Here is a 20,811-nt window from a genome sequence, read left to right as displayed (position 1 = left end):
GGGGTCTCCGGGCTTCCGGGCGGGTCGGGCTCCGTCGACCGCCGCACCCGGAATGGTGGTGCTGAGCGTGGGACTCAGCGGTATCTGCCGAGCTGGGGGGTCTCAGCAGAACGCGGTCGCCGCCGCCCAGGCCGCCGGGACCTCGGCCTGGCCCTCGCGGGTGACCGTGGCCTCGATCAGGCCGTAGGAACGGTCGGAGGCGAAGAACACCTCGTTCGGGTTGTCCAGGCCGAAGGGGGCCAGATCGACGACGAAGTGGTGCTTGTTCGGCATCGAGAACCGGATCTCCGCGATCTCCGGGTGCGCGGCCAGCGCCGCGCGCCCCATGTCGAACAGGGTCGTCTGCAGCGCGGCCGAGTAGCGGCGCGTGAACTCCTCGAGGAGGATGCGCTTGACGTCCTCGTACACCGCGGTGAAGTCGATGTCACGCGTGCCCGGGACATAGCGCCACCGCGCTTTGACGTCCGTGGCGAGGATGCGGTCGGTGGTCTCCGGCAGCGTCGTGTAGCGGTCGCGCGGGTACCCCTCGAATCCGGACCCGGTGGTCTTCAGGACCGTGAGGCCCTTGAGCCCGCCGAACACGTGACGCTCGTCCCCGTCGGCGAAGACGAAGGCGGTGCGGGTCTCCTGTCCCTTGCGGACGAAGGAGTGGTCGTGCCCCTCGCCGTCGACGAGGATCCGCTCCCAGGCGTAGCTCTCCGCCTCCCAGCGGCCGCCGGTGACCCAGTCGAACTCGCCGGTGAAGTGGTCCGAGAGGCGAAGCAGGAAAGCCTCCGGAGACCCGACGCCGTCGCGGGCGAAGGCGAAGACGGTGTTCTTCTGCGTGTCCGTCGCCACGACGTGGCTGTTGTCGCCGGCGAGGTGGGCCCCGGCGAAGTCGCCGTGCAGCTGCGAGGTGACGTTGAGGTCCTCGATCTCGTGACGGTCGGTGTCGCGGGTGACCTTGACGACGCGGACCTCGGCCTTGCCGTACTGGTTCGGCCCGAGGACGATGCCGTCGGCGGCGCTGTCGGCGGGGGCGGTCGCGGTGGTGGTCAGGGTGTCGGTCATGATGATTCAGCTTCCTCGGTACGTCGAATAGGCGAACGGGCTCAGCAGCAGCGGCACGTGGTAGTGCCGCTCCTCGTCATCGACGACGAAGGTGAGCAGAGCCTCGGGATAGAAGGTGGGGATGCCGCGCGCGGCGAAGTACGCGCCGGTGTCGAAGCGGAGGCGGTAGGTGCCGGCGGGCAGGCGCTCGGGGCCGAGCTGCTTGGCCCGCCCGTCCTGGTCCGTGACCGCGTCGGCCACGGACTGCCACTCGCCGTCCCGCAGGGCGGTGAGCTGCACGGCGATGCCCGGGGCGGGAAGGCCCTGGACGGCGTCGAGCACGTGGGTCGTGATGTGGGACACGGCGGTCATGCGGCGACCACTCCCTTCAGTCGGAGCAGCGCGATCTCCCGCAGCTGCTGGGCGACGATGACCGCCTCGGCGTCGTCGTCGTTGGCCAGGCGCTCCCTCAGCGCGGCGAGGATCTCGTCCGCGCTGCGGCCCGCGGCGCGGATCAGGAAGACCCGGCCGAAGCGCTCCTCGTAGGCGAGGTTGCCCTCGCGCAGCGCCTCCTGGACCGCCTCGGAGGTGTCGACCCCCGACTGCTCGGACCGGGACAGCGCCGCTTCCGCGCCCTCGCCCTTCGCGCGCTCCCCGATGCGGGGATGATGCACGAAGGCCGCCTCGATCTCCTCCGCCGTGAACGGGTCGGCGGCCACGGCCGCCTCCGCCACGAGGGACTCGATCGAGTCGTAGGGGCGATGATCGACGAGGTGCTCGCACCAGCGCGTCACGTCGACGCACGGTCGGAGAGCGGCGATCGCGACGGAGCGATCGGCTCTGTTGAACTCCTCAAGCAACATTGCTCGAACTGCTTTCTCTTTCATGCTGGCATCCACGGTGTACGGAAATACGATCCCGAGGATCCTGCTCTCGGTTTCGTATCGTGGAACTGTTATTTCAGCATGCGACAACTCTAACCCGACTCGACCTCGAAGACAAGACTTTCGTGCGTCGCCTCCTCCACGCAATCGAGTGGTCAGTTTCTGTGGGTTTCGGCGCCGCGAACCCACAGAAACTGACCACTCGAGAGGAGGATGCCGACGTCAGACGCCGAGAGCCTCGCGGAGGCGAGCGACGTGCCCCTCGGCGGACACCTCATACTCGGCGGACTGCACGCGGCCCTCCGCGTCGATCACGAAGGTCGAGCGCAGCAGACCGTCGAACGTCGTCCCGTTGATCGTCTTCGGACCCCACGCGCCCCAGGTCTTGGCGGTGGCGGCGTCCTCGTCGCTCAGCAGCGGGAAGCTCAGCTGCTCGGCCGCGGCGAACTCCGCGAGCTTCGCGACCGGATCGGGCGAGACGCCCAGCACCGCGTAGCCCGATCCCTGGAACGAGGCGAGGTTGTCGCGGAAATCGCAGGCCTCGGTCGTGCAGCCGGGCGTGAAGGCGGCCGGATAGAAGTACACGATCACCGGCGTGCCGCGCAGGTCCGACAGGCGCCGCACGCGCCCCTCGGCGTCCGCCAGCGCGAAGTCCGGCGCCGGCTGACCGGCCTCGAGTCGTTCGGCAGTGGTCATGTTCCGTCCTCTCTCATTCTGCGGTGATCCGGCGACGCCGTCCTCGGCCTCGCCGTGTCGGGGATCCGGTCAGGACCGGATGATCCCCGCGGCCTCGGCGCCGATGCGGCGTCCGACCTCCTCGAGGAGCCGCCGGGCATCGGCCATGCTCTTGTCGGGGTCCGGCTCGAGCTCACTGAGAGCGTAGACCCGGGAGAAGCCGGCCGAGGCCGCTTGATCGGCATCGAGCGTGGTCCGGCCGCAGACCGCGACGACGGGGATGCCCGCCGCACGCGCGGCGGCCGCGACGCCGAGCGGCGTCTTGCCGCCCAGGCTCTGGTCGTCGAGGCTCCCCTCCCCCGTCACGACGAGGTCGGCGCCGACGAGATGCTCGGAGAGGCCGGTCAACCGCTGCACGACCTCGACGCCCGGCTGCCGCTGCGCGCCGAGCACGGCGAGCGCCGCGTACCCGACTCCTCCCGCGGCTCCCGCGCCCGCCGCCTCCGACGATGCGCGGACGCCCGGCTGCTGCTCCAGCAGTGCGGCGAAGCGCGCCATCGCGGCGTCCAGCACGGCGACGTCGTCGCCCGCGGCGCCCTTCTGCGGTCCGAAGACCGCCGCCGCCCCGCGCTCGCCGAGCAGCGGATTGTCCACGTCGCTGGCGAGCACCACGCGCGCCCGCTCCACGCGAGGATCCAGCCCGGTCACGTCCACGGCGTCCACCGCGGCGAGGCTCCCCCCGCCGCCGGAGACCTCACGCCCTCCCGCATCCCGCACGCTCACGCCGAGCGCCTGGAGCATCCCCGCGCCGGCATCGGTGTTCGCGCTGCCGCCGACCGCCAGGACGAGGAACGTGCAGCCCCGGTCGAGGGCGGCGAGGATCAGCTCGCCGGTGCCCCGGCTCGTCGCGCCGAGCGGGTCCTTGACACCGCCCGGGAGCAGATCCAGTCCGCTCGCCGCGGCCATCTCGATGACCGCCTGCTCGCCCCGCACGGCGAAGCGCGCCTCGACGGGCGTGCCGGTGGGGCCGCTGACCGTGACGCGGACCTCCTCGAACCCGGCGGCGAGGGCGGCGTCCACCGTCCCCTCGCCGCCGTCCGCGACGGGGACCGCGTCCACCACGGTCCCCGGCGCCGACTGCGCGATCCCCTCGGCGAGCGCGGCGGCCACCTCCGGTCCCGTCGCGGAGCCCTTGAACTTGTCCGAGGCGATGAGGATGCGCATGGGCGTGCCCCGTCCGCTCTCAGTCGAGAAGGGCGTAGACGGCCTCGGGCGCGTCCTCGGGCACCGACGCGAGGTCCTCGAACTCCGTCATGGTGTCGAGGTCGGCCCCCATGGCGATGTTGGTCACGCGCTCGAGGATCACCTCGACGACCACCGGCACCTGGAACTCGTCCCGCAGGCGCTGCGCCTCAGCGAAGCCGGCGGCGAGGTCCTCGGGACGCTCCACGCGCAGGGCCTTGCAGCCCAGGCCCTCGGCGACCTTGACGTGGTCCACCCCGTAGCCCTCGGCCACGCTGGACGAGTCCTTCGGGGTGTTGACGTTGTCGAAGGCCAGCGAGACCTCGTAGTCCATCTCGAAACCGCGCTGCGACTGACGGATCAGACCCAGGTAGCTGTTGTTCACCACGACGTGGATGTAGGGCAGCTTGTGCTGCGCGCCCACGGCGAGCTCCTCGATCATGAACTGGAAGTCGTAGTCGCCCGAGAGTGCGACGACCTGCTCGCCGGGCTTGCCCCGCACGACGCCGAGCGCCGCGGGACCGGTCCAGCCCAGCGGGCCCGCCTGCCCGGCGTTGATCCACTTCCGGGGGCCATAGGCGTGCAGCAGCTGCGCGCCGGCGATCTGCGACAGGCCGATCGTGGTGACGTAGGTGGTGTCGCGGTCGAACGCCGAGAGCATCTCCTGGTACACGCGGTGCGGCTTCATCGGCACGTCGTCGAAGTTCGTCTTGCGCAGCAGGCGCGCCTTGCGGTCGCGGCACTCCTGCGCCCAGCCGTTGTAGTCGGGCAGCTCGGCGACGCGGTCGCGGGCGGCCGCGAGCAGGGCGTCGATGAACGCGCCGGCATCCGAGACCACGCCGTAGTCGGGTGCGAAGACGCGGCCGATCTGCGTCGGCTCGATGTCGACGTGCACGAACGTGCGGCCCTTGCGGTACGTGTCCAGCCCGCCGGTGTGACGGTTGGCCCAGCGGTTGCCGATGCCGAGCACGAAGTCGCTCTCGAGGAAGCTCGCGTTGCCGTAGCGCTGAGAGGTCTGGATGCCGACGAGGCCTGCGGCGAGCGGGTGGTCGTCGGCGATCGCGCCCCAGCCCATCAGGGTCGGGAACACGGGCACGCCCAGGGTCTCGGCGAGCTCGACGAGCGTGGCGGACGCGCCCGAGTTCACGACGCCGCCACCGGCGATGATCGCCGGGTGCTCGGCCGCGACGAGCATGTCGAGCACCTTCTCGGCCTGCGCCCGGGTGGCGACGGGCTTCGCCACGGGCAGCGGCTCGTAGGTGTCGATGTCGAACTCGATCTCGGTCATCTGCACGTCGAACGGCAGGTCGATCAGCACCGGGCCGGGGCGGCCGGAGCGCATGATCTGGAACGCCGCCTGGAAGACCCCGGGGACCTGGGCGCCCTCGAGCACGGTCTTGGCGAACTTCGTCACCGGCTTCGCGATCGACGCGATGTCGACGGCCTGGAAGTCCTCCTTGTCGAGCTTCGCGACCGGTGCCTGGCCCGTGATGCACAGCATCGGGATGGAGTCGGCGATCGCGGCGTAGAGACCGGTGATCATGTCGGTGCCGGCCGGCCCCGAGGTGCCGATGCACACACCGATCCGGCCGTCGCCGGTGCGGCTGTAGCCGTCGGCCATGTGCGAGGCGCCCTCGACGTGGCGGGCGAGCGTGTGCCGGATGCCGCCGTGGGCGCGCATCGCGGAGTAGAGGGGGTTGATCGCAGCCCCGGGCAGGCCGAACGCCTCGTCGGCGCCCTCCTTGACGAGGATCTGCACGATGGCGTCCACTGCGCGCATACGGGTCATGGGAGTTTCCTTAGATGTGTGTACCGGTCGGTGAGCGAGGAGTCCCGGTCGTCGAGCGAGCGACGCGAGTCGAAACGCGGTCCCGGGTGGGGCGTTTCGTCTCGTCGCTTCGCTCCTCGCTCAACGAACGGAAGTACGGTCCCGGTCGTCGAGCGAGCGAAGCGAGTCGAAACGTCCGAGCTCAGCGGCCGGAGAGCTCGGTGGTGAGCTTGAAGAGCCCGGAGTGGTCGAGTCCGCCGTCGCCGCGGGCGACGAGGGCGTTCACGAGCTGTGCGACCGCGGCGCCCAGCGGGACGGTGACCCCGGCCTGGCGCGCAGCGGCGGTGACGATGCCCAGATCCTTGTTGTGGAGGGCGAGACGGAAGCCGGGGGCGAAGTCGCGATCGAGCATCTTCCTCCCCTTCTGATCGAGGACCTTGGAGCCCGCGAGGCCGCCGCCGAGGACGGTCAGCGCGGCGTCGGTGTCGACGCCGAAGGCCTCCAGGAACGTGATCGCCTCGGCGAGCGCCTGGATGTTGACGGCCACGATCAGCTGGTTGGCCGCCTTGACGGTCTGGCCGGCGCCGGACGGCCCGACGTGCACGATCGTCTTGCCGATCGCGTTCAGCACGGGCTCGGCCTTCGCGAAGTCCTCGGCGCTGCCGCCGACCATGATGGAGAGCACCCCGTCGATCGCGCCCTGCTCGCCGCCGGAGACGGGGGCGTCGACGACGCCGAGCCCGGCGGCGACGGCCTCCTCGGCCAGTGTCTTGGCGACGTCGGGACGGATGGAGGAGTTGTCGATCCAGAGGGCGCCGGCCTTGGCATTCGCGAAGACGCCGTCCTCGCCGCGCACGACCCCCTCGACGTCCGGGGAGTCGGGCACCATGGTGATGACGACGTCCGCGTCCGCGACGGCCTCGGCGATGCCGGACGCGCCCGTGCCGCCGGCCTCGACGAGGGCGTCGATCGGCTCCTGGCTCCGGTTGTACCCGGTGACGTCGTAGCCGGCCTTGACGAGGTTCTTGGCCATGGGCAGACCCATGATGCCGAGGCCGATGATGGCGATGCTGGTCATGTCGGTGTCCTTTGCTGCGTCGGTGTCTGGGCGGATCAGCGGGCGGGGGCGCTCGCGCGGATCCAGTCGAAGGCGCTCTCCTGCGGAGCCTTGTACTCCAGGCCGATGGGCCCGGCGTAGCCGAGCTCGCGGCTGCGGGCGATCCAGTCGTCCAGCGGAGCGCTCCCGCTGCCGGGGGCGCCACGGCCCGGCGCGTCGGCGATCTGGATGTGGGCGAAGTCGCCCGCGTGGGCCTCGATGACCGCGGGCACGTCGTCGCCGTTGACGGCCAGGTGGTAGAAGTCGGCCAGCAGCCCCAGGTTCGACTCGCCCTGCTCGCTCCGCACGCGCTCGATCACGCCGAGGGCATCCGCGGCGGTGCGCAGCGGATAGCGGTCGGCGCCGCTGACCGGCTCCACGAGCACGGTGCCGCCGATCGGGGCGACCGCCCGGGCCGCGAGCGCCAGGTTCTCCACGGCGAGGTCGTCCTGCGCCGCGGGGTCCTCGCCGTCCACACGGTTGCCGTACAGCGCGTTGAACCCCTTCGTGCCGAGGGCGTCGCCGATCCCGGCGACGACCGCGAGGTTGTCCCGGAACTCCGCCGAGCGGGCGGGCCAGGAGACGAGGCCGCGGTCTCCGGCGGGCATGTCGCCCGCGAAGAAGTTCAGCCCGGTCAGCTGCACGCCCGCGTCGCGGATCGCGGAGACGAACGCGTCGACGTCGGCGTCCGTCGGGACGGCCGTGGCGAAGGGCCACCAGAACTCGACCGCGTCGAAGCCGGCCGCCTTGGCCGCCGCCGGCCGCTCGAGCAGCGGCAGCTCCGTGAGGAGGATCGAGCAGTTCACGGTGTACGTCATCGTCGAGGTCCCTTCATCGCCCTAACTTCCACTATTCGGAAGAGAACTTTTACTAGACGAAAGCTTACGGAACACAAGGGGCATCGTCAAGGGTGCGGCCGCATGACCACCCACCCTCACTCGACCGCCCGCGGGGGACGCGGATCATCGGCCTGACGGGTTGAGGGGGAACAACGCCATGGATAGGTTGAAAGCGTGGGGTTAAAGCCCTGCGTCAAGAAGAGAACGAATGCGAAACCGGAGATGAGAATGAGATACGGAACCATGACGCTCGGCGCGGCCGCCACGGCGCTGGCCCTCGTCGCGACCTTGACGTCGCCCGCTTCTGCGGACGACACGGCGGACGACCGATCCGTCACGTCGACGATCGTGATCAGCGACCCACAGACCGGAGAGATCCTGTACCAGGACACCGAGGTGGTCGCGATCTCCGCGACGGACGGGACAGTGACGATCGACTCGCCCGACGTGCACACGATCCCCGGCGAGATCGGCCCTCAGGGCACGGTCGAGGGCAGCATGTACCCGGGCTCGGTACGTTCGTCGATCACGATGCAGTACTCGCTCAAGGAGGATCAGATCCGCACCGAGAAGGTCTGGGGCTCGTGGACTCCCGACTTCGGCTTCGAGCTCATGGACCGTCATGTCCGGATCCTCAGCGGCGGATCCCTCCCTTCCACCATCGACCGTGACCCGGCAGCCAACGAATGGAGCTACGAAACGGGATGGGGGTGGCAGACGAAGCCGCCGCAGAACGCGCTCACCTCGCCGCGCACGCTCGCCGAGACCTCGTTCCGTCTCTCGGGGACGAACGGGTCGTGGCTCCGCATGAGTCACTGGGTCGATCTCTCGAGCGTGTGACGAGGCAATGACGGACATGAGTATGGGACGGAAGCCCGGACCGTTCCTCTGGAGCATCGCGACCGTCCTCATCGGCTCGTTCGCGGTACCGCTGGCGTCCTGGGCCCTGTGGAGCGGAAACGACCCTCGATACGGCCATCTCCTCCCCCTGTCCTTGGCGCAGGCGGGGCTCGTCCTCGCCTCCACCGCCGCGAACGCCGTTCCTCTCTGGCTGACGGCACGTGGGGCACTGAGCCGTGCCCGAACGAACATCGCGTACGCGGCGGGTCTGCTGGCCTGCGGCTTGGTCGGCGTCGTCACCTGGCCGAGCGTGCTCGTCACGCTCGCGAGCACCGCGGCTTTTCCGGGGATCGTCCTCGGGTGCCTCGTGATCGCCCAGATCGCGGCCCGATCGGAGATCCGCGACACCTCGCAGGCCGGGACGACCGCATGACGAAAGCCGTCGGGGTCCCGGAGGCTCCGGGACCCCGACGGCTCGGGGCGCATCGGCTCAGGTGAGCGCGATCTGGCGGTTCATGTCCTTGTAGAGCAGGTAGCGGAAGTCCTCCGGGCCGCCCGCGTAGCAGGCCTGCGGGCAGAAGGCGCGCAACAGCATGTAGTCGCCGGCCTCCACCTCGACCCAGTCGTCGTTGAGGCGGTACACGGCCTTTCCCTGGAGCACGAACAGGCCGTGCTCCATGACGTGCGTCTCCGCGAACGGGATAGAGCCCCCCGGCTTGAAGGTGACGATGTTCACCTGCATGTCGTGCGCGATGTCGCTCGAGTCGGTGAAGCGCGTCGTGGCCCACGCGTCGGTCCCCACCATCGGCACCGGCTCGACGTCCTGGTCGCGCGTGACGAAGGACGCGGGAGCCGGCACGCCGTCGAGGTATTCGTAGGCCTTGCGGATCCAGTGGAAGCTCGTGAGCTCCTCGCCCTCGTTCGCCAGCGACCAGTCGGCGCCCGGGGCGAGGAACGCGTACCCGCCGGGCTCGAGGACGTGGCGTTCGCCCTCCAGCGTCAGGGTGAGGGATCCGGCGGTCACGAACACCACGCCCTCGACCCCCGCCTCCGCCTCGGGCTTCGCCGCACCGCCGCCGGGGGCGATCTCCACGATGAGCTGCGAGAACGTCGTGGCCGAGCTCGGCGTCGGGCGCGCGATGATCCACGCGCGCGTGTTCGTGAAGCCCGGGAGCGTGCTGGTGACGATGTCGCGCAGCACGCCCTTCGGGATCACGGTGTAGGCGAGCTTCACGATCGCGCGGTCGGTCAGCAGAGCCGTCTGCGGGGGCAGCCCGCCGGCCGGGGTGTAGTACGTGTACGTCATCGGTCCTCCTTGTCGGACAGGGCGAGCTTCGGGTGCGCGAGGCGGATCAGGGCCTCCCGCGAGGACCGGGCGGCGCCCTGCACCTCGTCCTCGGTGATCGCCCCGCACTCCACGCCGCGGACGACGAAGCGGGCGAGCGCGCGGGCCGTGGCCGGCTCGTCCATGATCGTCTCGTCCCCGCCGTGCAGGTAGTTGCGCAGTCGTGCGGCCGCCGACGCGAACCCCTCGCGATAGAAGGCGTAGGTCGCGAGGTACCGCGTCGGCAGCTGGGCCGCGTGCAGGTCCCAGCCCTGGTAGTAGCCGCGCTCCAGCGAGCGCCGGACGAGGCGGGCGTGCAGGCGCCAGGCCTCGCGCACGTGGTCGGGGTCGCCCACCGGAATGACGTTGGTGGACCCGTCGGACAGCCGGATGCCGGTCTCGGCGACCGCGACCTGCATCACCTGCTTGGCGTAGTCCGCCGCCGGATGCTCCATCGACTGGTACGCCGCCGCGATCTGCAGGGAGGCGCTGTAGTCGTAGGTGCCGTAGTGCAGGGCGGTGATGCGGCCGGGTGCCCGGTGCAGCAGGGCGGCGACCGGCACGGTCCCGTCCGCCGCCACGATGAGCTGGGGCGTCTCCATCTGCACCTCGAACCGGAGACGGCCCGGAGCCAGCCCCAGCCGTTCCTCGAACGCCTCGCACAGCGCGCCCATCGCTTCGACCTGGGCGACGGTGGTGACCTTCGGCAGGGTCAGCACGAGGCCGGCCGGGAGCCCGCCGTTCGCGACGAGCGTGGTGAGGAACAGATCGAGGGTGCGGATGCCGCGGCGCCGCGTCGGCGCCTCGAAGCACTTGAACCGGATCCCGATGAACGGCGGTGCGGTGCCCGCGGCGACCGCCTCGGCCACGCGCTCGGCGGCGAGGACCGCGTCCGCGTCCTCCTCGTCGTCCGGCCGCGCGCCGTAGCCGTCCTCGAAGTCCAGCCGCAGGTCCTCGACGGGCTCGCGGCGGAGCTTGGCGTCCACGAGGGGCGCGAGATCCTCGGCGAGGTGCCCGAGACCCACCGCGTCGGCGAGTGCCGCGGTGCCCCCGAAGGACTGCACGGCCGCGGCGGCGTCCGCGCCCAGAGCGTCGGCGAGGCCCGGCCGGAACCGGTCCGCCGGGACGTAGAGGGTGTGCACGGGCTGGCGCGTGCCGTCGTCGCCCGGGTAGGCGGTGCGCAGCAGCGCGTCGGTGTCGGCCAGACGCGCGTCGATCTCCGCGAGGTCCTGCTCGTTCAGCGTCGCGGCCATCAGCTCACCAGCTCGTATGCGGCGGTCGTGAGGAAGTCGACGTACTCGTCCTCCAGGCAGAGGTCGCGGACGAGACGGGCGGCGGGTTCGTAGAACTCCGCGAACGCCGCCTCGTCGACCTCGCCGCGCAGGCGGTCGACCTCCTCGGCGAGGAGCTCCTCGACCAGGGCCGGGGTCACCACGCGACCGGTGTCCGCGAGCGTCGTCCCCACCCGGACCTGCTGCCAGATCTGGGAGCGGGAGATCTCGGCCGTCGCCGCGTCCTCCATCAGGTTGTGGATCGCGACGGCGCCGTTCCCGGACAGCCACACGGCGGTGTACGCGACCGCGACGTACAGGTTCGTCCGGAGGCCCGCCTCGGTGGCCTCGCCGCCCGCCGACGCGACGTCGAGGAGCTGATCCGCGGTGACCGATACGTCCTCCCGGAGCCGGTCGAGCTGGTTCGGACGGTCGCCGAGCACGGCGTCGAACACCTCGCGGCAGACCGGGACGAGATCCGGGTGCGCGACCCAGGACCCGTCGAACCCGTCGTCCGCCTCGCGCGTCTTGTCCGCGCGCACCTTGGCGATCGCCGCCTCCGTGACCTGCGGGTCCCGTCGGTTCGGGATGAACGCGGCCATCCCGCCCATCGCGAAGGCGCCGCGGCGGTGACAGGTGCGGACCAGGAGCTCGGTGTAGGCGCGCATGAACGGCGCCGTCATCGCCACGCTCGCCCGGTCCGGCAGGACGAACCGCTCCCCCGCGTCGCGGAAGTACTTGATGACGCTGAAGAGGTAGTCCCAGCGTCCCGCGTTCAGGCCCGACGCGTGGTCGCGCAGCTCGTAGAGCATCTCCTCCATCTGGAACGCCGCCGGGATGGTCTCGATGAGCATGGTGGCGCGCACCGTGCCGTACGGGATCCCGAGCTGCTCCTGCGCGAAGGCGAACACGTCGTTCCACAGCCGCGCCTCGAGGCGGCTCTCCATCTTCGGGAGGTAGTAGAACGGTCCCTGTCCGGACGCCGACAGCACGGACGCGTTGTGGAAGAAGTGCAGACCGAAGTCCACGAGCGCCCCCACGGCGGGAGCGCCGTCGATGGTGATGTGGCGCTCGTCCATGTGCCATCCGCGCGGGCGGACGACGACGACGGCGAGCGGCGCGTCCTCGCGCAGGCGGTACTCCTTGCCCTCCGGCGAGGTGTGCGCGAGGGTGCCTCGCGCCGTGTCGCGCAGGACCACCTGCGCGTCGACGACGTTGTGCCAGTGCGGGGTGCTCGCGTCCTCGAGGTCGGCGAGCCAGACCTTCGCCCCGGAGTTGAGCGCGTTGATGGCCATCTTGGCGGGCGTCGCGGGGCCGGTGATCTCCACGCGGCGGTCGCGCAGGGCCTCGGGCGCCTCGGCCACGCGCCAGTCGCCGGAGCGGATCGCGGCCGTGTCCGCCGCGAAGTCCAGTCGGCCGGCGGCGGAGGCGGCGACGCGGGCGTCGGCGCGGGCGGCCAGGAGCTCGTCCCGGCGCGAGGCGAAGCGCTCGTGCAGCGCGGCGACGAACGCGAGCGCGTCCGGGGTCAGGATCTCCTGGGCGCGGTCGACCGCGGACGCGGTGGTGCGGATGTCGGGCACGGTCACTCCTTCTCGGACGCGGCGGACTCGGACGAGCGCACGATCGCGTCGGCGACGGCGCCCGCGACGAGGGGATCGAACACGCTCGGGATGATGAAGCTCGCGTTGAGCTCGTCCTCGCCGACGCGGTCGGCGATCGCCTCCGCCGCCGCGACCAGCATAGGCGTGGTCACCTCCGACACCCCGGCGTCCAGCAGGCCGCGGAAGACGCCCGGGAAGGCGAGGACGTTGTTGATCTGGTTGGGGAAGTCGCTGCGGCCGGTGGCGACGACCGCGGCATGGCGGGACGCGACGACCGGGTCCACCTCCGGCGTGGGGTTGGCCATCGCGAAGACGATCGCGTTCTCGGCCATCCCGGCGATGTCCGCCTCGTCGAGGATGTTCGGCGCGCTGACGCCGATGAAGACGTCCGCCCCGACCAACGCCTCCTTGAGGGTGCCCCGGAATCCGCGCGGGTTCGTCGTCGCGGCGAGCTCCACGCGGTGCGCGTCGGCGTACTCGGCGCCCGCGTGGATCGCGCCGTCGCGGCCGCAGGCGACGATGTCGACCGCGCCCTCGGCCAGCAGCAGCTGCACGATGGCGTTGCCCGCGGCGCCGACGCCGGACACGACGATGCGGACGTCGCCGATGGTCTTGCCGACCACCCGCAGCGCGTTGCGCAGCGCCGCGAGGGTGACGATGGCGGTGCCGTGCTGGTCGTCATGGAAGACCGGGATGTCCAGCTCCTCGCGCAGGCGCGCCTCGATCTCGAAGCACCGGGGCGCCGCGATGTCCTCCAGGTTCACCCCGCCGTACACGGGCGCGATGGCCTTGACCGTGCGGATGATCTCCTCGGTGTCCTTCGTGTCCAGGCAGACCGGCCACGCGTCGACGTTGGCGAACTGCTTGAACAGGGCCGCCTTCCCCTCCATGACCGGCAGCGCCGCCTCCGGGCCGATGTCGCCGAGCCCCAGCACCGCGGTGCCGTCCGTGACCACGGCGATGGTGTTGCGCTTGACCGTGAGCTTTCGCGCCTTGGCCGTGTCCTCCGCGATCGCCGTGCAGACACGGGCGACGCCCGGCGTGTACGCCCGGGACAGGTCGTCGCGATTGCGCAGCGCCACCCGCGGAACGACCTCGAGCTTGCCGCCCAGGTGCATGAGGAAGGTGCGGTCGCTGACCTGGCGCACCGCGACGCCGTCCAGCGCCTGGACCGCGTCGCGGATGCGCTCCGCGTGCTCCTCGTCCGTGGTGTTGCACGTGAGGTCCACGACGATCGACGCCGGATGGGACTCGACCACGTCGAGCGCGGTGACCGCGGCCCCCGCCCCCGCCGCGGCGGCGGCGAGCTCGCTCGTGACGCTGAAGTTCGACGGTGCGTCGATCCGCAGCGTGATCGAGTTCCCGGGTCCCGGATTCGCCATGTTTCCTCCTCTTCGAGGTGCGTCGCCTCCCGGCCACCACCACAGTCTCCCCGACGAACGTCCATTCATTTCGTCTGGTGGAGTCAATTATCTACGATGCGGAAAATCTCCGCAAGCTCTTGGTATGCCAATTTTCGGATTCCGAAGGATTGCTACCGCATTGTGGAAGGATCGAGACGACACGACGATCGTCCAGAGGAGACCCGATGACGGAGACCAAGACCTCGACCGAGGCCGGCGCCGGGGTGCGCTCCGTCGAGCGCGCGTTCGAGATTCTCGAGCTGGTGACCGACGCCGGGGGCGAGGTGACCCTCAGCGAGCTCGCCGGGTCGACCGCCCTGCCGCTGCCCACCATCCACCGGCTGCTGCGCACGCTCGTCTCCCTCGGGTACATGCGCCAGCTCCCGAACCGGCGCTACGCCCTGGGACCACTGCTCATCCGGATCGGCGAGGGCGCCTCGCGCCAGTTCGGCGCGCTGGCCCGCCCCCAGCTCGCGCGGCTCGTCGACGAGCTCGGCGAGAGCGCGAACATGGCGGTCCTCGACGGCGACATGGTCGTCTACGTCGCCCAGGTCCCGTCCCCGCATTCCATGCGCATGTTCACCGAGGTGGGGCGCCGCGCGCACCTGCACGACACGGGCGTGGGCAAGGCGATCCTCGCGCAGCTCCCCGACGACGCCGTGCGCGGCATCGTGACGCGCGCCGGCATGCCCACTCCGACCGACCACAGCATCGGGTCGATCGATGCGCTGCTGGCCGAGCTCGAACGAATCCGCGAACGGGGGTACTCGATCGACGAGCAGGAGCAGGAGATCGGCGTCCGGTGCTACGCGATGGCGGTGCCGGACGCCCCCACGCCGACGGCGGTGTCGGTGTCCGGTCCCGTCTCCCGCGTCGACGAGCCGTTCGCCGTCCGCGCCGTTCCGCTGCTGCGCTCGGCGGCGGAGGCCATCCGCGCCGAGCTCGCCGCCTAGCCCTGCCCGTCCGGCCGCTGAGCGAGCGCCGCGAGACGAACCGCGCTCACCACGTTTCGACTCGTCGCTGCGCTCCTCGCGCAACGACCGACAACCACCGGTCGTTGAGCGACACTTCGACTCGCTGCACTCGCTCAGTGCAGGTCTCCGCGAGACGAAACGCCTCAGCAGTTCACCGGTCGTTGAGCGAGCGAAGCGAGACGAAACGCGCTCACCCGTCCGCGGCGCAGGACTACTCGCCGTCGCCGCCGCTGGTGCCCGCGTTCACGTCGAGCAGGCGGTAGCGCTCGGCGGCCTGGGCGGGCGCCGCGGCGTCCACCTCTCCGCGCTTCGCGAGCAGCTGCAGCGTGCGCACCGCGATCGACGGTCCGTCGATCTTGAAGAACCGCCGGGCGGCGGCCCGGGTGTCCGAGAAGCCGAAGCCGTCGGCGCCGAGGGTCGCCCAGTCGTTCTTCACGAACTGGCGCACCTGGTCGGGCAGGTCCTTCGCGTAGTCGCTGACGGCGACGATCGGTCCCTCGGCCCCCGCGAGCTGCGAGACGAGGAACGGCGTGCGCGATCCCCGCCCGAGGAACTCGTCCTCCTCCGCCGCCACGGCGTCGCGGCGCAGCTCGGTCCACGAGGTGACCGACCACACGTCGGCGGCCACGCCCCACTCCTCGGCGAGCAGCTTCTGCGCCTCGAGCGCCCAGGTCACACCGATGCCCGAGGCGAGCAGGTGCGTGCGCGGGTTCTCCACGGCCGAGATGCGGTGGATGCCGCCCAGGATGCCCTCGACATCGACGTCCGCCGGCTCGGCGGGCTGCACGATCGGCTCGTTGTAGACCATGAGGTTGTAGATGACGTTGCGGTCGGTGGAGTCCGGGCCGTACATGCGCTCGATGCCGGCGCGCATGATGTGGCCGATCTCGTAGCCGTACGCGGGGTCGTACGTGACGACGGCCGGGTTGGTCGCCGCGAGCAGGGGCGAGTGGCCGTCCGCGTGCTGCAGGCCCTCGCCCGTGAGCGTGGTGCGGCCGGCGGTGGCGGAGATGAGGAAGCCGCGCGCCATCTGGTCGGCGGCCGCCCACAGCGAGTCGCCCGTGCGCTGGAAGCCGAACATCGAGTAGAAGACGTACACGGGGATGAGCGGCACCCTGTGCGTCGCGTAGGCCGTCCCTGCTGCGGTGAACGCCGCGATCGACCCCGCCTCGTTGATGCCGACGTGCAGGATCTGGCCCGACGTGCTCTCCTTGTACGACAGCACGATGTCGCGGTCGACGGCGAGGTAGTTCTGCCCGTTCGGGTTGTAGATCTTCGCCGTCGGGAAGAACGCGTCCATGCCGAACGTGCGCGCCTCGTCGGGGATGATCGGCACGATGCGGTGGCCGAACTCCTTGTCGCGCATGAGGTCCTTCAGCACCCGGACGAACGCCATGGTCGTCGCGGCCTCCTGCTTGCCGGAGCCGCGCGCGGCGACCTCGAAGACCTTCGGATCGGGCAGGGCGATGGGCTCGTGGGCCGGGCGACGCTCGGGCAGGTAGCCGCCCAGGGCACGGCGGCGCTCCTGCAGGTACTGAATCTCCGGAGCGTCCGCTCCGGGGTGGTAGTACGGCGGCAGGTACGGGTTCTCCTCGAGCTGCGCGTCGGTGATGGGCACGCGCAGGTGGTCGCGGAAGTCCTTGAGATCCTGCAGGGTGAGCTTCTTCATCTGGTGCGTCGCGTTGCGCGCCTCGAAGCGGGGGCCGAGGCCGTAGCCCTTGACGGTCTTCACGAGGATGACGGTGGGCTTGCCGTTGTGCTCGAGCGACTTCGCGTAGGCGGCGTACACCTTGCGGTAGTCGTGGCCGCCGCGCTTGAGCCCCCAGATCTCGTCGTCGGTGAGGTCGTCGACGAGGGCGCGGGCGCGCGGGTCGCGGCCGAAGAAGTTCTCCCGGATGAAGGCGCCCGACTCCGCCTTGTACGTCTGGTAGTCGCCGTCGCGGGTGGTGTTCATCACGTCGACGAGCGCCCCCTCGGTGTCGCGGGCGAGCAGGTCGTCCCACTCCCGACCCCAGATCACCTTGATGACGTTCCAGCCGGCGCCGCGGAAGAAGCCCTCGAGCTCCTGGATGATCTTGCCGTTGCCGCGCACCGGGCCGTCGAGGCGCTGCAGGTTGCAGTTGACGACGAAGGTGAGGTTGTCGAGGCCGTCGTTGGCGGCGAGCTGCAGCAGGCCGCGGGACTCGGGCTCGTCCATCTCGCCGTCGCCGAGGAACGCCCAGACGTGCTGGTCGGAGGTGTCTTTGAGGCCGCGGCCGTGAAGGTAGCGGTTGGCCTGCGCCTGGTAGATCGCGTTCATGGGGCCGATGCCCATCGACACCGTAGGGAACTCCCAGAACTCCGGCATCAGGCGCGGGTGCGGGTACGACGACAGCGCATGGCCCTCGCGGGACTTCTCCTGACGGAACCCGTCGAGGTCCTCCTCGGTGAGGCGGCCCTCCAGGAAGGAGCGGGCGTACATGCCGGGCGAGGCGTGGCCCTGGAAGAAGACCTGGTCACCGCCGCCGGGGTGGTCCTTGCCGCGGAAGAAGTGGTTGAAGCCGACCTCGTACAGGGTGGCGGCGCCGGCGTAGGTGGAGATGTGGCCGCCGACCCCGATGCCGGGGCGCTGGGCGCGGTGCACCATGACGGCCGCGTTCCACCGCATCCAGGCCCGATACCGCCGTTCCCGCTCCTCGTCGCCGGGGTAGCCGGGCTCCTCCGAGGCCGGGATGGTGTTGACGTAGTCGGTCGTCGTCATCGGCGCGGCGCGCAGCCCCGCGTGATCGGCGAGCATGCGGACGATCGCGGCGCCGTTGTCGGCCCCGCGCACCTGCACGAGCGCGTCGAGGGAGTCGCGCCACTCCGCCGCCTCCTCGGCGTCGAGGTCGGCGACAGAGGCGGAGAGGGAGAGATCGGTCACGGATCGGCCTTCTTTCGGGAGGCGGGGACGGCGGTGGCCCGCGAACCGGCCGGAACGGACGTCGGGCCGGCGGGACGGATCATTACTTCCGATCTACGGAAGTTTTCTTCTACACTGCGAAATGGTACGCCAAACCCCGAGAGGACGCCACCATGCTCCGCGACCGCATCGTGACCGCGCAGGAGGAGTTGACGGGCGAGGGAACGGCGTGCGCTAATTTCTTTGGATGAGATCCGGGTTTCGTATGGTGGAAGCCCGCAGAAGGGACCGCGACATGTCGCAAGAGACCGTACGGGACGACGCCGCCGCGGCGTCGCTCGACCCCACCGGCGAGCGCTACGACCTCGTCATCCGCGGCGAGCGGGTGCTCACGACGGCGGGCGTCAGCCCCCGGGAGGTGGGCGTCCGCGACGGTGTCATCGTCGCGATGCAGCCGCTGGGCAACGGCCTCGTCGGCGACGAGGTCATCGAGCTCGCCGCGGACGAGACGCTGATCCCCGGGCTCGTCGACACGCATGTGCACGTGAACGAGCCGGGCCGCACGGAGTGGGAGGGCTTCGCATCGGCCACGCGCGCCGCGGCCGCCGGCGGGGTCACCACGATCGTCGACATGCCGCTGAACAGCATCCCGCCGACCGTCACCGTCGAGGCCCTGAACGTCAAGCGCGAGGCCGCTCAGGGCCAGACCCACGTGGACGTGGGCTTCTGGGGCGGCGCGATCCCGGGCAACACCGGCGATCTGCGCGGCCTCCACGACGCCGGCGTCTTCGGCTTCAAGTGCTTCCTGCTCCACTCGGGCGTGGACGAGTTCCCTCCGCTGGACGCGGACGAGATGGAGAAGGACATGCGCGAGCTGGCCTCCTTCGACTCCGTGATGATCGTGCACGCCGAGGACTCGCGCGCCATCGATCGCGCCCCGCGCCCGGAGGGCGACGACTACGCAAAGTTCCTCGCCTCGCGCCCGCGCGGTGCGGAGAACCTGGCGATCGCCGAGGTCATCGAGCGCGCGCGATGGACGGGCGCACGGGCGCACGTCCTCCACCTGTCCTCGTCCGATGCCCTCCCCATGCTGCGATCCGCCAAGAACGACGGCCTCCGCCTCACGGTCGAGACCTGCCCACACTACCTCACCCTCACCGCCGAGGAGATCCCGCACGGCGCCACGCAGTTCAAGTGCTGCCCCCCGATCCGCGAGGCGGGCAACCGTGAGCTGCTGTGGCAAGGGCTGGAGGACGGCACGATCGACTTCATCGTGTCCGACCACTCCCCCTCCACCCTCGACCTCAAGGACCTGGAGAACGGGGACTTCGCCGTGGCCTGGGGCGGGGTCGCGTCGCTGCAGCTGGGTCTGTCCCTGATCTGGACCGAGGCCCGCCAGCGCGGTCTGTCCCTGGAGACGGTGGTGTCGTGGATGAGCGACCGCCCCGCCCAGTTCGCCGGGCTGACCGGCAAAGGCCGCATCGCCCCGGGCTACGACGCCGACTTCTCGATCTTCGCGGCGGACGACGCGTTCGTCGTGGACGTCGCGAAGCTGCATCACAAGAACCCCCTCACCCCGTACCACGGCAAGGCGCTCGCGGGCGTCGTCCGGCGGACCTGGCTGCACGGCGAGGTCGTCGACGGCGAGACGCCCCGCGGCCGCCTGCTGCGGCGCGGCATGACGGACTGACCCGCCTCGGCGGAGCGGCCCGGCGCCGCTCCGCCTTCGCATTCCCGCGCGGCACATGGGATAGCCTGTCCGACAGAAGACTTCCACGATGCGGATATCCCGCCCGACGAAAGGCCCTCATGCCCGCTGGACCCTCGGACGGCGTGAAGTCCGTCACCCGCGTCTTCGACCTTCTCGAGCTCATCGCCGACGCCGGCGGCGACGTCACCCTCAGCGAGCTGTCCGCCGCGGCCGACCTGCCGCTGCCGACGATCCATCGTCTGCTGCGGACCCTCGTGTCGCTCGGCTACGCCCGTCAGCTGGCGAACCGCCGGTACGCGCTCGGCCCTCGCCTCGTGCGGCTGGGCGAGGTCGCGAACCGGAAGTTCGGGCAGATCGCCATGCCGCAGCTCAAGGAGCTCGTGGAGCGCCTCGGCGAGACCGCCAACCTCGCCACGATCGACGGCGACCGCGTCATCTACGTCTCCCAGGCCCCGTCGCCGCACGCGATGCGGATGTTCACCGAGGTCGGCCGCCGCTCGCACCTGCACTCGACGGGAGTCGGCAAGGCGATCCTGTCCCAGCTCGGCGACGACGAGGTCCGCGAGATCATCGGCCGCACCGGCCTGCCGCCCGCGACGGCCCACTCCCTCACCACGATCGACGCCCTGCTCGCCGACCTCGCCGTCTCCCGCGAGCGCGGGTTCGCCATCGACGACGGCGAGCAGGAGATCGGCGTCCGCTGCTACGCGATGCCGGTGCCGGGGATGCCGGTGCCGACGGCGGTGTCGGTCTCGGGGCCCGTGGCGCGGGTCGACGAGGACTTCGCCGAGCGCGCCGTGCCCGTCCTGCGGGAGATCGTCGAGGAGATCGCCGCGCTCGCCGCCTCCTGACCCTCGTCACCGCCTCCGGCGGGCGGGGTCGCTGGCCCCGCCCGAGAACCCGGAAGCCGGCGGGTGCGACCCCTCGGAAGGTATACCGCCGAGGGCGGAAGGTATACCGCCGATCCTCTTGACCGCCGTCGCGCGGCGCCGTTACGCTTTCCGTTATCCAGAACTTCGGTTCCGTGATATGGAATTCTGATCCGTTCCTCGCTTCCGGGGAGCGCTCGACGACGAGACAGAGGAGAGGTGACGATGACGCCGCAGGACGACCAGCGCGCAGAGGACGCCGCACGGGCGGCCGCTCATCCACTCATCCACGTCGACCCGGACTTCTACTTCCCGGCGCAGCGCGAGTCCGGAGCCCGCCGGTTCCTGCGCGCCCTGCGCCACCTGATCCCCCGAACCACCTGACCCGAGACCGCCCCTGCCGC

Annotated in this window: 19 protein-coding genes; 6 read left to right on the top strand and 13 right to left on the bottom strand. The window is 70.8% G+C overall.

Features of this window, described 5'->3' with window-relative positions; all coding sequences use genetic code 11:
* Positions 1 to 102: 102 nt before the first annotated feature.
* The 8 genes from pucL to V6R91_RS12530 form a co-directional block, all read right to left on the bottom strand.
* The gene (gene pucL, locus V6R91_RS12565) at positions 103 to 1,050 is read right to left on the bottom strand and encodes a factor-independent urate hydroxylase (RefSeq protein WP_336395628.1); all 948 of its coding nucleotides are present in this window, start codon (positions 1,048 to 1,050) and stop codon (positions 103 to 105) included.
* Positions 1,051 to 1,056: 6 nt separating this feature from the next.
* Positions 1,057 to 1,401 carry a hydroxyisourate hydrolase gene (uraH, locus tag V6R91_RS12560; RefSeq protein WP_336395627.1) on the bottom strand — a complete coding sequence of 115 codons (345 nt, stop codon included), beginning with the start codon at positions 1,399 to 1,401 and terminating at the stop codon, positions 1,057 to 1,059.
* Positions 1,398 to 1,892, bottom strand: a complete 495-nt coding sequence (gene uraD, locus V6R91_RS12555) for a 2-oxo-4-hydroxy-4-carboxy-5-ureidoimidazoline decarboxylase (protein WP_271062887.1) — start codon at positions 1,890 to 1,892, stop codon at positions 1,398 to 1,400. The genes uraH and uraD overlap by 4 nt, the downstream gene beginning before the upstream one ends.
* A 243-nt stretch (positions 1,893 to 2,135) precedes the next feature.
* On the bottom strand, positions 2,136 to 2,609 hold the full coding sequence (gene bcp, locus V6R91_RS12550; protein WP_271062766.1) for a thioredoxin-dependent thiol peroxidase: 474 nt from the start codon (positions 2,607 to 2,609) through the stop codon (positions 2,136 to 2,138).
* Between the two features lie 69 nt (positions 2,610 to 2,678).
* Positions 2,679 to 3,812, bottom strand: coding sequence for a glycerate kinase (locus V6R91_RS12545; protein ID WP_336395626.1), 1,134 nt, complete (start codon positions 3,810 to 3,812; stop codon positions 2,679 to 2,681).
* 19 nt (positions 3,813 to 3,831) lie between these two features.
* Entirely contained in the window at positions 3,832 to 5,619 is a 1,788-nt protein-coding gene (gene gcl, locus V6R91_RS12540) for a glyoxylate carboligase (RefSeq protein WP_271062767.1), read from the bottom strand.
* Positions 5,620 to 5,800: 181 nt separating this feature from the next.
* Entirely contained in the window at positions 5,801 to 6,712 is a 912-nt protein-coding gene (locus V6R91_RS12535) for a 2-hydroxy-3-oxopropionate reductase (protein ID WP_255218181.1), read from the bottom strand.
* Positions 6,712 to 7,512 (bottom strand): hydroxypyruvate isomerase family protein, encoded by an 801-nt coding sequence (locus tag V6R91_RS12530; protein ID WP_336395625.1) that lies wholly within the window; start codon positions 7,510 to 7,512, stop codon positions 6,712 to 6,714. Before V6R91_RS12530 ends, V6R91_RS12535 begins: the two co-directional genes overlap by 1 nt.
* A gap of 249 nt (positions 7,513 to 7,761) precedes the next feature.
* Between V6R91_RS12530 and V6R91_RS12525 the strand changes: the two genes are divergently transcribed.
* Positions 7,762 to 8,373: a hypothetical protein gene (locus V6R91_RS12525; protein ID WP_336395624.1), complete on the top strand. Its 612-nt coding sequence runs from the start codon at positions 7,762 to 7,764 to the stop codon at positions 8,371 to 8,373.
* 16 nt (positions 8,374 to 8,389) lie between these two features.
* On the top strand, positions 8,390 to 8,806 hold the full coding sequence (locus V6R91_RS12520) for a hypothetical protein (protein WP_271062770.1): 417 nt from the start codon (positions 8,390 to 8,392) through the stop codon (positions 8,804 to 8,806).
* A gap of 57 nt (positions 8,807 to 8,863) precedes the next feature.
* Here the strand turns inward: V6R91_RS12520 and V6R91_RS12515 are convergent, their stop codons facing one another.
* Genes V6R91_RS12515 through V6R91_RS12500 form a run of 4 tightly spaced genes read right to left on the bottom strand, consistent with a single transcriptional unit; the run spans position 8,864 to position 13,951 of the window.
* Positions 8,864 to 9,679: a bifunctional allantoicase/(S)-ureidoglycine aminohydrolase gene (locus V6R91_RS12515; RefSeq protein WP_067249464.1), complete on the bottom strand. Its 816-nt coding sequence runs from the start codon at positions 9,677 to 9,679 to the stop codon at positions 8,864 to 8,866.
* Positions 9,676 to 10,950, bottom strand: a complete 1,275-nt coding sequence (locus tag V6R91_RS12510) for a DUF6986 family protein (protein ID WP_336395623.1) — start codon at positions 10,948 to 10,950, stop codon at positions 9,676 to 9,678. The genes V6R91_RS12515 and V6R91_RS12510 overlap by 4 nt, the downstream gene beginning before the upstream one ends.
* Positions 10,950 to 12,554 (bottom strand): malate synthase A, encoded by a 1,605-nt coding sequence (aceB, locus tag V6R91_RS12505; RefSeq protein WP_442928118.1) that lies wholly within the window; start codon positions 12,552 to 12,554, stop codon positions 10,950 to 10,952. The genes V6R91_RS12510 and aceB overlap by 1 nt, the downstream gene beginning before the upstream one ends.
* Positions 12,551 to 13,951, bottom strand: a complete 1,401-nt coding sequence (locus V6R91_RS12500; RefSeq protein ID WP_219086621.1) for an NAD-dependent malic enzyme — start codon at positions 13,949 to 13,951, stop codon at positions 12,551 to 12,553. The genes aceB and V6R91_RS12500 overlap by 4 nt, the downstream gene beginning before the upstream one ends.
* Positions 13,952 to 14,157: 206 nt before the next feature.
* Here V6R91_RS12500 and V6R91_RS12495 point away from each other — a divergent pair, with 206 nt between their 5' ends.
* Positions 14,158 to 14,925: an IclR family transcriptional regulator gene (locus V6R91_RS12495; RefSeq protein ID WP_271062798.1), complete on the top strand. Its 768-nt coding sequence runs from the start codon at positions 14,158 to 14,160 to the stop codon at positions 14,923 to 14,925.
* A gap of 232 nt (positions 14,926 to 15,157) precedes the next feature.
* On the opposite strand, the gene aceE is transcribed toward V6R91_RS12495, so the two are convergent.
* Entirely contained in the window at positions 15,158 to 17,848 is a 2,691-nt protein-coding gene (aceE, locus tag V6R91_RS12490) for a pyruvate dehydrogenase (acetyl-transferring), homodimeric type (RefSeq protein ID WP_336395621.1), read from the bottom strand.
* 274 nt (positions 17,849 to 18,122) lie between these two features.
* On the opposite strand from aceE, the gene allB reads away from it, so the two are divergent.
* The 3 genes from allB to V6R91_RS12475 all read left to right on the top strand — a co-directional run bounded on the left by allB (position 18,123) and on the right by V6R91_RS12475 (position 20,791).
* Positions 18,123 to 19,517, top strand: coding sequence for an allantoinase AllB (allB, locus tag V6R91_RS12485; protein ID WP_271062161.1), 1,395 nt, complete (start codon positions 18,123 to 18,125; stop codon positions 19,515 to 19,517).
* A gap of 119 nt (positions 19,518 to 19,636) precedes the next feature.
* On the top strand, positions 19,637 to 20,389 hold the full coding sequence (locus tag V6R91_RS12480) for an IclR family transcriptional regulator (protein ID WP_067248604.1): 753 nt from the start codon (positions 19,637 to 19,639) through the stop codon (positions 20,387 to 20,389).
* Positions 20,390 to 20,632: 243 nt separating this feature from the next.
* Positions 20,633 to 20,791: a hypothetical protein gene (locus tag V6R91_RS12475; protein ID WP_271062160.1), complete on the top strand. Its 159-nt coding sequence runs from the start codon at positions 20,633 to 20,635 to the stop codon at positions 20,789 to 20,791.
* The last annotated feature ends 20 nt before the right edge of the window (positions 20,792 to 20,811 follow it).

It is taken from the genome of Microbacterium sp. CCNWLW41 (assembly GCF_037083505.1).
This window is presented reverse-complemented; position numbering and strand designations above follow the sequence as displayed.